The organism is Croceibacterium selenioxidans (genome assembly GCF_018599195.1).
GTDB classification, from domain to species: Bacteria; Pseudomonadota; Alphaproteobacteria; order Sphingomonadales; family Sphingomonadaceae; genus Croceibacterium_A; species Croceibacterium_A selenioxidans.
In genome coordinates, this window is the sequence record NZ_JAHFVK010000002.1 from 974,462 (window position 1) to 987,908 (window position 13,447).

The 13,447-nt window shown below is 62.3% G+C and carries 12 protein-coding genes and 1 tRNA gene; 2 read left to right on the plus strand and 11 right to left on the minus strand.

Annotated features, from left to right (window positions below; genetic code table 11):
* Window positions 1-14: 14 nt before the first annotated feature.
* The 10 genes from KK137_RS13560 to KK137_RS13605 form a co-directional block, all read right to left on the minus strand.
* Window positions 15-248: a hypothetical protein gene (locus KK137_RS13560; protein WP_214537072.1), complete on the minus strand. Its 234-nt coding sequence runs from the start codon at window positions 246-248 to the stop codon at window positions 15-17.
* Window positions 245-1,306, minus strand: coding sequence for a Glu/Leu/Phe/Val family dehydrogenase (locus KK137_RS13565; RefSeq protein ID WP_214537073.1), 1,062 nt, complete (start codon window positions 1,304-1,306; stop codon window positions 245-247). Before KK137_RS13565 ends, KK137_RS13560 begins: the two co-directional genes overlap by 4 nt.
* A 150-nt stretch (window positions 1,307-1,456) precedes the next feature.
* A complete protein-coding gene (locus KK137_RS13570; RefSeq protein ID WP_214537074.1) occupies window positions 1,457-1,924 on the minus strand; it encodes an Lrp/AsnC family transcriptional regulator in 468 nt (155 codons plus the stop codon).
* Between the two features lie 15 nt (window positions 1,925-1,939).
* A complete protein-coding gene (locus KK137_RS13575; protein WP_214537075.1) occupies window positions 1,940-3,136 on the minus strand; it encodes a dipeptidase in 1,197 nt (398 codons plus the stop codon).
* On the minus strand, window positions 3,133-4,725 hold the full coding sequence (locus KK137_RS13580) for a serine hydrolase (RefSeq protein ID WP_214537076.1): 1,593 nt from the start codon (window positions 4,723-4,725) through the stop codon (window positions 3,133-3,135). The genes KK137_RS13575 and KK137_RS13580 overlap by 4 nt, the downstream gene beginning before the upstream one ends.
* Window positions 4,706-5,848 carry a YkvI family membrane protein gene (locus tag KK137_RS13585; RefSeq protein ID WP_214537077.1) on the minus strand — a complete coding sequence of 381 codons (1,143 nt, stop codon included), beginning with the start codon at window positions 5,846-5,848 and terminating at the stop codon, window positions 4,706-4,708. Before KK137_RS13585 ends, KK137_RS13580 begins: the two co-directional genes overlap by 20 nt.
* A gap of 1 nt (window position 5,849) precedes the next feature.
* Entirely contained in the window at window positions 5,850-6,911 is a 1,062-nt protein-coding gene (locus KK137_RS13590) for an N-acetyltransferase DgcN family protein (RefSeq protein ID WP_250893858.1), read from the minus strand.
* Window positions 6,908-9,139 carry a TonB-dependent receptor gene (locus KK137_RS13595; RefSeq protein WP_214537078.1) on the minus strand — a complete coding sequence of 744 codons (2,232 nt, stop codon included), beginning with the start codon at window positions 9,137-9,139 and terminating at the stop codon, window positions 6,908-6,910. The genes KK137_RS13590 and KK137_RS13595 overlap by 4 nt, the downstream gene beginning before the upstream one ends.
* A 128-nt stretch (window positions 9,140-9,267) precedes the next feature.
* Window positions 9,268-10,278: a dipeptide epimerase gene (locus KK137_RS13600; protein ID WP_214537079.1), complete on the minus strand. Its 1,011-nt coding sequence runs from the start codon at window positions 10,276-10,278 to the stop codon at window positions 9,268-9,270.
* A 3-nt stretch (window positions 10,279-10,281) separates the two neighbouring features.
* Window positions 10,282-12,267, minus strand: coding sequence for a serine hydrolase domain-containing protein (locus KK137_RS13605; RefSeq protein ID WP_214537080.1), 1,986 nt, complete (start codon window positions 12,265-12,267; stop codon window positions 10,282-10,284).
* Between the two features lie 120 nt (window positions 12,268-12,387).
* Here KK137_RS13605 and KK137_RS13610 point away from each other — a divergent pair, with 120 nt between their 5' ends.
* Both KK137_RS13610 and KK137_RS13615 read left to right on the plus strand, forming a co-directional pair.
* A complete protein-coding gene (locus KK137_RS13610; protein ID WP_420829327.1) occupies window positions 12,388-13,023 on the plus strand; it encodes a helix-turn-helix domain-containing protein in 636 nt (211 codons plus the stop codon).
* A gap of 149 nt (window positions 13,024-13,172) precedes the next feature.
* A complete protein-coding gene (locus tag KK137_RS13615; RefSeq protein ID WP_214537081.1) occupies window positions 13,173-13,349 on the plus strand; it encodes a hypothetical protein in 177 nt (58 codons plus the stop codon).
* Here the strand turns inward: KK137_RS13615 and KK137_RS13620 are convergent.
* A tRNA-Arg gene (locus tag KK137_RS13620) sits at window positions 13,320-13,396 on the minus strand. The two genes, KK137_RS13615 and KK137_RS13620, sit on opposite strands and share 30 nt — an antisense overlap.
* Window positions 13,397-13,447 lie beyond the last annotated feature (51 nt).

Here is a 13,447-nt window from a genome sequence, read left to right on the forward strand (position 1 = left end):
GGAGAGCGCACGGATCAGATGACGGTCACCGATTGCACGCCGACGAAGCCTGCAATCCTCCGAGCAACGATCTGAACGAGCGCATCTCCAAAGTTGGCCAGACTGAGTTCGATGCGCATGGACACCCCGACAAGGCTCACCTGCAAGGTCGGAGCCGGAAGGCCCAGCTGCGCGAACAAGCCCAGTATCTTGCAAAGCAGGCCAGAACACGAATTCGCCGTAACGCGAAAATTGACGCGATCGATCACACCACCTCCATCATCCGGCCCATTTGCGGTGCCCCTATCCTCTGGCGCGCCAGACCGTTCGCTGCCCGGTGAGGCGCCAACCCCTTTCGTTCAGCAAAGTCCAGCAGGTCAGCGAGGCGCCGGCCGGTCTGCCTTACTCGCGCTTCGGCCTCTTCGATTTTCCAGCCAATGTATTCGGCCGCGACGTTGATGATACCACCCGCATTCACGATGTAGTCGGGCGCATAGAGCACGTCTCGATCCGCCAGCCGATCGCCATCCTCGTCAGTCGCCAGGACGTTGTTGGCCCCGCCGCACACGACCCTGGTGCGGAGGCGCATGACGGCACGTTCGTCGATTACGGCGCCGAGAGCACAGGGCGCGAAGATCTCGCACTTGGTGTCCAGGATCGCATCCAGACCCACAAGGGTCGCTTCGTATCGACAGGCCACTTTTGCGGCGACATGCGAACGCGGCTCAGCAACGACCAACTTAACCCCGGCTTCGTGCAACAGGCCGCATAGATGAGAACCGACGTTTCCGAGCCCCTGGACGGCCACCGTCATGCCCTTGAGGTCGGCGCCGAGTTTGCGGCGGGCCGACTCCTGTATCGATAAGAACACGCCAAGCGCCGTCCAGGGCGACGGGTCTCCGCCTGGGCGGCCTTGGGGTGCGCCAAGACCGGCAACATGACGGCAGGTCTCGCTGGCTGCCTGCATGTCCGAAACGGTGGTGCCGACGTCCTCGGCCGTAACGTAGTTGCCCCCAAGCCTGGCCACTTCCCGCCCGAAGGCCTTGAACAGCAGACGGCGATCGAAAGGTGTGGGTGGCAGGCGGAGCACGGCCTTGCCGCCCCCAAGCGGAAGGTCCGCCAAGGCATTCTTGTAGGCCATTCCCTCGGCGAGGCGCACCGCGTCTTTGGCAGCTTCGGCGCCGCTGGAATAGGTCCACAGGCGGCACCCGCCCGCTGCGGGGCCTCTTCGGGTCGAGTGGAGCACGATCACGCCATCGAGGCCGCTCGACGGATCGTGCAGCACGTGCACGCTCTCGGGCGGTGTGGCGGAGACGAAATCACACATGCGCAAAGACTCCCTGTTCTCGGGAGGTTTTGCGCAATTCGCCACGGCGGCGCTGACCTATCTGGCCGGGCGAGACCGCGATTGTCGCAAAGTCTTGCCTCGATTGCCGCGATATCGGGTCAAAACTTCCCCTGTGACCGCGCGGCGTAATCAGGGAATAGGTAGCTCGGTCGTCGCCTTGATCTCGGAGAGCGCAACGGTGGAATTGACCTCCTGCACGCCGGGCAAACGCGACAATCGGTCGAAGAAGAACCTTTCGTAAGCCTCGATGTCGGTCGCAACCACGCGGATCAGGAAATCGACCGATCCCATGAGCACGTAGCATTCGAGGACTTCCGGAAAGGCCCGTATCGCGGCGGTGAATTCGTCAAGGTTGGCACGGCCGTGGGCGTTAAGCTTGATCTGCGCGAAAATCTGCGCGTTCAGTCCGATTTTCTTCCGATCGACCAGAGCCACCTTGCGCTTGATGAAGCCCTCCCGTTCGAGCCGATCGATCCGACGCCAACAGGGCGACGAGGACAGGCCGATCTTCTCCGCAATCGCCGCAGTCGAAAGCGAGGCGTCTTGCTGAAGCAGCTCCAGAATGCGCTTCTCATAGCGATCGAGCGGCTCGGGCACGTCGATCGTCCCGGCTCAGATCTCGGCCGTCGCCTGCGCGGCGCGCAGGATGCGAAGAACGTTGCCACCGGTCATCTTGTTGATGTCATCGCGGGAGTAACCGGCTTTCAGCAACCGGCCCGTAACGACCGGAAGTGCGCTGATGTCTTCCATGCCCTTGATCCCGCCACCACCATCCCAATCCGCACCGAAGCAGACATGATCGACACCGGCGACTTCGATCACATGCAGCAACGCCGTCATGTACTTCTCGAAGTCGGCGGACCACATGCTCTCGGTCTTATCGAGCTCGCGCCACTGCTGCACGAGCTCAGCCTGTGCCTTGGGATCGAGGTCGGCGATGTGCTCGTACTCGTCGAACAGCTTCGCGCGTGCCGGCGTGAGGTTCATCGGTGAAAGGTAGATGGTCGACATGCAGATCGCCCCGCCCTTCGCCGCGAGCTTCTTGATGCGCTCGTCGTCGAGATTGCGGGGATGATCGAACGCCCAGCGCGGCGAGGTGTGGGACAGGATCAACGGAGTCTTCGACAGCTCCAGCATCTGATCGAACGCCGCGTCCGAGGAATGGCTGCCATCGATCACGATGCCAAGCCGGTTCATCTCTGCCACCCACTCCCTGCCGAGCGGGCTAAGTCCGTTCCAACGGGGTTTGTCGCCCGAGGAATCAGCGAACTGGTTGTTCAGGGAATGCACCGGGCCCGCCAGTCGGACACCACGGTCGTAGAACTCCTTGAGGAGCGACAGATCTTCGCCCAGAGGATAGCTGTTTTCCATGCTCTTATAGGCGATAAGCTTGCCAGCCGCTGCCAGCCGCGCGCCATCGTCGGCCGTAGTTGCCGGAGAGATCACGCCAGAATTCTCTGAGATCACCCGATCGATCGTGTCCGAGCGCTTGCGCGCGAAGGCAAGCGCGTCGGCGTAGCCCTTCGGCGTCAGTGGGCCCTGCGCGGTGTAGATCGAGAAAAACCCGCCATCGAGGTTTCCGTCCGCCATGCGCGGCAAGTCCAGCTGGACCAGGTCATTCGCCAGCGTGTGCCGGTCAGCAAAGCTCCAGCCTGGCCGCTCGAAGTTGAGCGGCGTGTCGAGGTGAGTATCGAGCACCAGCAGGCCCTTGTGCACGGCCGCCGGATCATCTGCAGGGGCTTCTTCCGAGCGGGAGCAGGCCGCCAGCGCCAACAGAGAAGCGAAGGCGAGAAACTTGCGGACACTCATGGCTTATCCTTCACGGGCGTGAGATCGAGGTCTTGATAGTCGTAACTGAAGTCCGCGAGCGGCGAGGCAGCAACCATCTTTGCTCGCTCAACCTTGCCGTGAGCATCGAGTTGGAAGGTCACCAGCGCGTTCTCGACCGCCTTGTCGGTCAGCTCCGTCTTGAAGGTGTCGTACTGATAATGGGCCAGGCGACCTTCCATCCGCGGCGTGCTGGCGAAATTGATCCAGAGCCCACCGTCGCGCTCGCTGACCACGACATCGCCGTACCAGGGATCGCGGTAGGTTCCGGCGTAGGACCCAAGCGGCAGGCTCGGGCCAACTTGCGCCGGCTTGTCCTGCATTTGCGCCAGGGCCGCCTTTCCGCCTTCGAGCCGAGCATCGACGAACCTGTCCCACTTGGCGTACCAATCGTTGTCCGGCAGCCCCAGATAATGGTCGATCAACTCGTACATCAGCCCGCGTCGCAGCGCCGCTTCCTCCGAGTTGATGACTATCGCGAAGCCGACATCCTGGTCGGGCAGAAGCACCACCACCGCAATCGCACCGAATACGCCGCCGCTGTGCCAGATCATCCGCGCACCGCGATAGGTCTCGACGTCCCAGCCGAGCGCGTAGGCGCTGGACTGGGGCGTCGCCGGAGCCAGATCGTCTGGCCAGGCATCGATCGGCTGGATCGTCACCGGGGTCCACATCTCGCGCCCCGCCGCCTCGCTGAATAGGCGCCCGCCACTCGGCAACGCGCCGTGCCCGAGCTGAATCTTGAGCCATTGCGCAAGGTCGTTGGCGCTCATCGCCAGCCCCCCCGCCGGCATCGCATTGCGACCCAGTTCGTTGCGCTCGTCCAGCACGCTATTGGGTCCAAGCCCACGGATGACGTCGCTGACGCGTCCGTGCGGCAGAGCGCGATTGGAGGTGGCGTAGCGCGCGTCGTAGGTCGCGGTGGAGTCGGTCATGCCGCCCCGCGCAAGCACTTCGGAAGCCATGTACTCTTCCCAGGTCTTACCGGTGACTTCCTCGATCAGCTGGCCAAGCACCACGTAGAGAACGTTGTCGTAGGCATAGGCCGACCGGAAGCTCGCCGCGGGCTTGATATAGCGCAGGCGCTCGACCGTTTCCTTGCGGCTCAGGTAAGTGCGCGGCACGAACATGAGGTCGCCGGCGCCGAGCCCAAGGCCACTGCGATGGACCATCAGGTCGCGGATCGTCATCTCGCGCGTGACCCAAGGGTCGTACATCTGGAACCACGGGATATGGTCGATTACCTTGTCATCCCAGCCGAGCTTACCCTGGTCGACCAGTGTGGCGATCGCGGCAACGGTGAAGGCTTTGCCAGTCGATCCGGTCGGAAAGATCGTGCGCTCGTCGACCTTCTCGGATCCGCCTTGCTGACGAACACCCCACCCTTGCGACAGCGTGGTCTGGCCGTGCTCGACGATGGCGATCGCGATGCCGGGCGCGCCCGAGTCCAGCCGCAACTGTTCGACATGCTCGGCGAAGCCCTTGGGCGGATCGGCCAGCGCAACGCTGGGAACCAGAGCCAGCAAGAGCGGTATCGCCAGGCGCAGCGCGTCAGGACGCTTGCAGACCATCATTGTCTCCGAGGTTCGATTTCTTGAGGATGCGAACTAGCCCGATCGTAGCGAGGGGCAGGACGTAGATCGCGAGCAGGATGAAAGCCAAGCCGCGATAACCACTGCCGATCAGGTCCACCAGGCCGACAGCGCTGGCGAGGAACATGCACAGCACCAGCAGCACGAGCGTAAGGACAGTCCGTCGGGCCGGACCCAGTGGTGCGCCATGCCGACGCTTCCAGGCTTGATCGACACGCTCATTGAAAGCGTGGACGGCGCTCGCCCCGCTTTCCAGCAGCGCCGAGAAGACCATCAGCTGGAACAAGTAGTGGAATAGCGGCGAGCCGAGCCGCTGCAGGAGGAAGTCGGACGGCAGCGTCGCATCCATGATCTCCGGATAGAAGGCGACCGCAGCCGTAAAGAACAGCAGCGCCGGCAGCATCGCCAGCGGGCCGCAGATGGCGCCCGCGATGATCGCATCGCGCCGGCTGGTAAGGTGCCGCACCACCGGCAGCACCACGATCGCGCCGATGATGTTGTAGCTGAAATAGGTCGCGCCGCTGAGCGGCCAGCCACCCGAGTGGGAAGGCGCGCTGAAAGCATCGACGATGCGGCCGCCGAACGACGAAAAGGCCAGGACGAAGAACAGGGCATAGACGCCGTAAAGGAGGTAAGAGACCCACTCGAACAGGCGCTCAACCGATTTGTTGCCGTACATCACGGCCAGAACGATGCCGGCCATAAGCAGGAACGTCCCTACCAGGTTCGGCGCGGCGAACAGCGCCACACCTATCTCGCCTGCCGCTGCGCCGTACACGGCGAGGATCAGGATCACGAACAGGATGTAGGTGATCTCCCATGCGACCCAGCCGCGCCCCAGCAGCGCCTTGAAGAAGCTCTGGTACTCGAGGCTGCGCGTCGTCAGCGCGAACAGGAACGTGAGTGCGCAGCCAGCACTAAACAGCAGGGTCGCGAGGGCGATTGCGGCGAGACCGCCCCAAGGGCCACTCGGAAGAAAGAACTCGGCGATTTCGCGCCCGGTGGCGTACCCGCCCCCGATCACCAGCGCCTTGAAAGCCAGCCCTGGCAGCAGGTAGCGCTGGAACCAGCTTGGACCCCCGCTTCGGGCTTCGCCGGACATGTCAGGCGAGGCAGGAGTCGACCAGCCGGTCGAACTCGGGCCCGCCGCGCAGCGGATCCGCCGCAGGCAGGCCGATAGCAGCGCTTGTGTCTGCGATCGCGTCCGCCGCCTCTGATTCCGACAGCGCCGACGTGTTCAGCGAAATTCCCCCGCAGCGGATCGCTGGATTGACCCGATGCCCCAATGTCAGGGTCAGTTCGATGAGCTCCTCGAGCGAGGGCAAGGGAAGGCCCGGAAGGCCAACAATTTCCGTACGGGTCGGATCATGACAAACGACGAACACGTCGGGCTGGCTACCATGGAGAAGGCCCAGCGAAACACCGGCAAAGCCCGGGTGATAAAGCGATCCCTGTCCCTCGATTATATCCCAGTGGTCGGCCGGCGCGGCTGGACTGATCATCTCCGCTGCGCCCGACAGGAAATCGGAAACCACCGCGTCCATCGGCATGCCGCTTCCGGCAATCATGATGCCGGTTTGCCCCGTTGCGCGAAAATCCGCCGGAACCCCTCGGTCCTGAAGAGCCCATGCAATAGCGAGTGCCGTGTATTTCTTGCCTAGCGCGCAATCGGTTCCGACTGTCAGCAGCCGCTTGCCGCTGCGTTTGCGCCCAGAACCCACTTGGATTCCGGGTGGCGGCGTTCGCACGTCGATCAGGGCGCGGCCGCAACGTTGCGCCGCCTCGCGCACGGCCGGGACGCTCGCCAGCCGCACATGCATCCCGCTCACGATGTCGAGGCCGATCTCGATCGCTTCGACAAGCGCCGGAATCCACGAAGCCGGAATCTTGCCCCCTTCGTTGGCGATACCGATCACGAGCGATTTTGCCCCGGCCTTAAGTGCATCGGCGGGCGTCATTGCCGGCAGCCCCGTAGTTACGGTGGCCCCCGGTAAGGCGAACTCGCCGATGCACTTGTCACCTGCCCAGTCGCGCAACCCGAAGGCAGTCTTTGCATAGGCGGCCGTCGTGACGTCGCCCAGGAACAGCAAGTATGGCGAGGGAAGCGCGAGGCCGACCGGCTCCGAGCTTCCCTGTGGTTTGATTATCTTGGGATCAGGGGTCAAAACTCAGCCCTTACTGACAGGCCAACCGTCCGCGGGCGGATTACACCGGTGCCGATTGCATCATCCGGGAATAGCGGGAAGCCACCGAAGACGGTCGTGCCCGTGGTCGAGGTTCGGCCCGCGCTGCTGGTCAGGTTCTTGACGTAGAGCTGGATGTCGAACTGATCGATCGTTATCCCGGCGTTGAGGTCGATCACGGCATAGGCTTCGATCGTCCGCTGTTCGCCGTGCGCCGCACGATAATCGGCGTCAAAGCTCGCCGATTGGTCGGAGAGGTACCGCAACGATCCGCCGAAGTAGGCTTCCACGTCGTTGCCCACCATGACGGTGTAGTCGCCGTTCAGCGATGCCGAGAATTTCGGCGTGAACGGAAGCCGGTCGCCGTCGAGGCCTCCTATCAGCGTATCGGTTGAAAGCCGGGCATCCGTGTAAGCGGTGTTGAGCGAGAGGTTGAAGTCGGCAGCCGGTGTTGCAGTGGCCGTCAACTCGAGGCCGTCGATCTTGGCGCCGCCGCCATTTGCGTTGAAGTTGAAGCCGTCCTTTTCGGCCAGAAGCTGAATATCATTCCAGTCGATATGGAAGATAGCGACTTCGATCCCATACTTTCGATCCGGCGTCTGCGCCTTCAGCCCCAGCTCGTAGTTGGTCAGCGAGTCTGAATCGTACGTAGCCTGATCGAGGGGCTGGTTCGGCGCCAAGACGTTTGGGCCGCCCGGACGGAAGCCGCTGGCGACGCGCGCGTAGATCGACGCATTGTCGCTGAGCTCGAAACGCGGCGCGATCGAGTAGGTGAACACGTTCTCCTTCGATTCGAACACGGGAAGATCCTGGAAACCGCCGACGAGCAGACCGTCGGTGACCTGGTGTGCCGACTGCTTGTTGTCGCTGTACCGACCGCCCAGGTCGATGTCGAAGCCATCGGCCACATGCCAGGTCAGGTTGGCGAACGCAGCGGCCTCGCGATAGCTGGACTCGACCAGGGCGTAGCCCAGCGTCGGCAACCCGGTGATCGGCGTCGTCGTGCCAGGAGTCGAGGCGATGAAGTCCTGTTCGATCAGGCCGTCTTCATCGGTGTAGTAGAGACCCACCAGCCAGTCGACGAGCGTCGATTCACCCGTAAGACGCAGCTCCTGGGTGAACTTCTCCGAATCCGTCGATTGGTCCTGAAAGAACTCGTTGGCCTCGGTGGTGATCGCCTCGATCAGTGGGGAGAGAGCGAAGGTGTAGTCCGTCCGCAGGCTCTGCTTTTGGGTGCCATAGCTGGTCGACGAAGTGAGTGTGCCGAAGCCGAGGTCGAAGTTGCCTGTGGCATTGTACACCCGGTAGCGAAGGTCGCTGAACCCGGGAATGAACTGCGACTGAGTGTAGCCGCCATGCAGCATTTCGAGCGTCTCAGGATCGCTCTCAGCAAGCGAGGGAGCATCGGCGTCGATGTTCTGTATCACTGCGGTGAAGCGCAGATCGATAGCCTCGCTCGGCATGACCAGCAGCGAGGCCCGTCCGCCAAAAGACTTGCTGCCGTCGATGTTCTTTTCAACGTCCGAGCCACCGGCACCGACTGAATCGATGAAACCTCCAATGGTTCGATAGCTTCCCGAAGCCCGGAAGGCCGCGATGCTGGAGATCGGCACGTTGACGACGAGATTGCCGTATCCGCTCGCCGCGCCCCCTTTGGTTAGTTCAACGCCCGCCCGTCCGCGGACGACGGTTTCGCTGGTCGAAGGCTCGGTCGTCACGAACTTCAGCACGCCGCTGAGCGAACTCGCACCGTAGAAGGTCCCCTGCGGCCCACGCAGCACCTCGATACGATCGAGATCGAAAGTGTCGAAGTCGGCGGCGAGAACCGCGCCATTGACGAGCCCGCTGCTCGAACCGAACGGGGTTTCGTCCATGTAGATGCCGATCGTCGAGGCGACGCCCTCGGTGTTGACGCCACGGAGGATCAGGCGACCCTGCCCAGGGCGGCTCTGGTCGAGCTGAAGTCCCGGAACTAGTTTCAGGTAGTCGGAGAAACTGTCGGCGTGCTGCTCCTCAAGCGTTGAGCCCGATACGACGGTGACCGATTGCGGCACCTCGATCAGTTCCTGTGACCGCTTCTGCGCGGTTACCAGGATGGTCTCACCCTCGTTTGCCACTGCCGCAGTATCCTGAGCAGAGGCGTGGGTGGCCGCGAGGCCGGTTGCGAGCGCCAGGACGGCGCTACCGATGAGAAGACCAGATTTCTTCATTTATGACCTCCCTGAGGCTCGGCGGACACGCTCCCTAACGCGCCACCGAACAGTCTTCCCGATGCAGCTACCTTGATCCCATACAGGATCGTATTTTCTGATTAGACTATGTCAATCCGTTTCGGAAATCATCTTCCGAGTGTGGCCAGGAGGCCCCATCCAGCAGTTCCCGCATCGATCTTTCCATCGAAGTATCGGATTGACCCTGGACGGTCCGAGGCCAGGAAAGTGGGGCCATCGAGGTCGACGATATCGCAGAGTTGACCCACGACCAGCGAGGGCGCCATCGACAGGCTGCTCCCCATCATGTTCCCGACCATCACCTGGAGGCCGAGTTCACGACATCGGCGCGCAATGGCCAGTGCTTCGGTCAGGCCTCCACACTTGTCGAGTTTGATGTTCACTGCGTCGAACCTTCCTGTCGCCTGCTCAACTTCGGTCAACGTGCAGACACTTTCGTCGGCCGCGAAAGGCAGGGGCCGGAATAGATCGTCCAAGTCGTGTTCCGCTCCCCGGGCGAGCGGTTGCTCCAACAGTTCGACCTTCGCTTCGAGAAGAACCTCGACCAATTGTCCCAGATTATCTGCGGTGTAGCCCTGGTTGGCATCCACTCCCAGCCACGCATCCGGGCGCGCCCGGCGCACGGCGCGAACCCGATCGGCATCGAGCTCGACATCACCTGTGAGCTTGAGTTTGAGCATCGGCCAGCTACCGAAGCGGCCCGCCGCGACTTCCGCCATTTTCGCCGAAGCATCAGCGCTGATCGTCATGGTCGTCGGCAGGGGGGCGAACTTGCCGAGACCTGCCAACTGCCACACCGGCACGCCGACCGTCCGCGCCTCGAGATCCCATAGGGCGCAATCGAGCGCATTGCGGGCGCCGCCGGGTGGAAGCAGGGACTGTAGCTCCGCCCGATCGGCGCCCGCTTCGAGCTCGACGCGGGCGCTCTCGGCCTGATCGCGCATGTGCGCGAGATCGTCACCGAGATAGTATACCCCCGCCCCCTCTCCGAGCCCGACGCTGTCTCCAGCCGCGATCTGTGCGACCAGCACCTTGGTTTCCGTGAACTTGTGACCAGAGATGTGGAACGGTTCGCGAAAGGCGAACCGTTCCTCCCGCAACGTCAGCTGACGCCGCATGTCTCAGTAGTTCGTTCCGAAGCTGAACATGTGGAAGGCAAAGGCCATCCACAGCAGGACCACCGCGGAGAGGACTACCAGCACGGCCCAGAGCAGCGCGAACCACCCGCGCTTTTCCTTGCGAGCCATCCACAGGTTCCAGCCGCTACCGATGAGCAAGCCGAACAGGGCGATCGGGCTAAGAATCTGCAGGGCGTAAAGCAGCGGATCCAGCGGACCACTAAGCATCGAGAGGTTGCTCAGACCCAGGTAGAACCAGGCCACCCAGCCGGTCAGGACCGCCAAGACCAGCCACTGCGAGCCGTGCAGGATACGTTGAGAACGCAACCTGCGACCTTCGTAGCGATTGGCGGCCTTGTAACGCCGCCGGGCGATGGCGCCCGCCGGCCACGCAACCGCAGAGAGGAACAGCACACCGATCGCCCCCAGCAGTACCGGGAAGAACCACGCCGTGTCCTTGTACCACGGCACACGTCGGAAGCTCATGATCGCGCTAATCGTGTCGAAGCGCCACTCGGTGACTTTGCCGTCCTCCACCTTGGCCGCGAGCTTCATGCCGCTATCGCGGTCGCGCCAGACGAACGGCTCGACCTCGATCCATTTGCGCGGCTGGCCCGCTGCATTCGCAGCGCTGCCGACGACGATGCCGCCCTTTTCGTCGACCCCGACTTTTTCCTGCCCGACCAGGTCAAGCAGGCTCATGAAGTTGGTCTCGAACCCGCGCGAGCTGGCATAAGTGCCGGCCAACATCCGGGCGTGCTCGCGCGCGGTCTTCTCGTCGATCGGCTTGCCCGCCAGTTCCTGCGGGAAGTACCTGTCAGCAAATTGGGCGAGCAGCGCTTCGCGCAGCCAACGAGGCGATCCATTCTGCCCGTCGCTGTTCATCGAGATGAATAGTCCGACGTTGTCATCGACGAACAAGTCGAGATTGGAGTGCATGAAGACAGTATCGCCGCCGTGCGCGAGGACGCGGTGCCCATTGACGTCATCGCGGTAGAAACCGAGCGCCATGGCGTGCAGCGGGGGCAGCGAATTCAACTCGAATTCGTGCATCGTTTTGGCGGTTTCGGGTTTCATCAGGCCCGCGCCGTCGTTGAGATGGGCGATCATGAACTTCGCCATGTCGGCCCCGCTGGCGGCTTGGCTGCCCGCAGGCGCCGGCACGACGTATTCAAACTTCTCGGGCTTCTTGAGCCCCGGCCCATAGCCCTGGCTCAGGTGAGGAGCGAGGTTTGCTGGAACCGGCTGCCGGAACGTCGCGTAGGTCATACCCAGTGGCTTGAAGATGTGCTGCTCGACATAGTCATCGTAGGATTGACCCGACACACGCTCGATAATGCGGCCCGCAAGCGCGGTGGCGTAGTTCGAATAGGCCGGGACTTCACCCGGCGGAAAGATGCGCGCCGGAATGTCGTTCTTCACGTATTCGCCAAGCGAAACCATGTCCTCCGGGTTGTCGCTGATCAGGCGACGGACAGTTTCCTGGAAGCCGGCCGTGTGCGTCATTATGTTGCGCAAGGTGATCGGCTTGCCTTCGTAGGCGGGGATGGTGAAATCGAGGTACTTGTTGACGTCGGTGTCGAGGTCGAGCTTGCCTTGCTCGACGAGCTGCATGATCGCCGTCCAAGTGGTCAGCTTCGACACTGAGCCGGTTCGAAACAAAGTCGTTTCGGGGGAGACCGGGATGCGCTTGTCGATATCCGCGTAGCCGAACCCGCGTTGCGTGAGGACCTGCCCATCCTTGACCACGACCACCACGGCGCCGGCGATGTCGCCGCTTTCAAGGGCATAGGGCAGGAACCCATCGAGCCACGCGTCGACGTCGGTCTTGGTCAGCGTGGCGCCCCCGGCCGGCGTTGGTGCCGCCTGCGCCGGCGCCTTGTCACCAACCGCGGGCGTGATCGCTTCGGGCACGAGCCCCTGGGCAAGAACACCGCCTGCGCCGACGAGCAGCAGCAGCGGAACGATCCATTTTTTCAACTGTCGCACTAAGCTTCCCTCCAAGCCGATTGCGCCCTAGGCCGACGCCGGATATTCTGGCCAAGAATCTCCCCGTCAGGATTTAGATATCCTGATTGGAAAAATGTCAATGAGGGCTGAGGAAGCAACTTGAACGATAATCCTCCCAATCTCGGCACGATCATGCGTGCCTTGCGCGATCGGTTCGGTTGGACATTGAAGGATATGAGCAAGCACTCGGGAATTCCCTTTTCGACGCTTTCCAAGGTCGAGAACGGGCGCCTGACGCTCAGCTACGACAAGCTTCAGCAGGTTAGCCAACGGCTGAAGATCCCGATGTCAGAGCTTTTTGCGATGCCCAGCGAGGGGCGAGAGGCCCAAGTGACTGGGCGCAGGAGCATCGGACGAACGTCGGACGCGGTGCGCGTCACGACGCCGAACTACGATTATTACTATCTCAACACCGAGTTGAGGCGGAAGCGGATGATTCCGATCATCACGAAAATCCGCGCCAAGTCGCTTGAGGAATTTGGCGAGCTCGTGCGGCACAAAGGGGAAGAGGTCGTCTACGTCATCACCGGCAGCATCGAAGTGCACACCGAGTTCTACGATCCTGTGGTCATCAAGGAAGGCGAGTTGATCTACATCGATTCCTCGATGGGGCATGCCTACCTGGTTGCCGAGGGCTGCGAGGAAGCGATAACGCTAGGCGTCTGCTCCGCCGACGACGAGGCTTTGGCGCAGGACCTGATGTCCCTACTGGGTGAAAGCGCCGGAGCTCAATGAAGACCTGCCCAGAACCTGTTCTGACAATCTATTCTACGGCGGAGCACTCACAGTATGTGCGCGCTCTCCATCCTTGGTTGCCTGTCCGCTAACGACCTATTGCGGACGTTGGGGCCGTACGCCCCGGCCTACGCCAGGAGGACCCCGCGTTGCGCCGCGGATACCTGCGTCTCATCGTGGATGAGTTCGAGGTTACCAAAGAGACCATCACGCTTCGCGGCAGCAAGGCCGCGCTCGAACACGCGGTCTTCGCCGGCGTCGAGGCATGTCATGGCGGTCTTACTTCGATACAGGAGTGGCGCACCCGACAGGATTCGAACCTGTGACCTCTGCCTTCGGAGGGCAGCGCTCTATCCAGCTGAGCTACGGGTGCCTGCGGGTGCGGTTAGCAACGCGTTTGGATTGCGCCAAGCGATAATCGGTC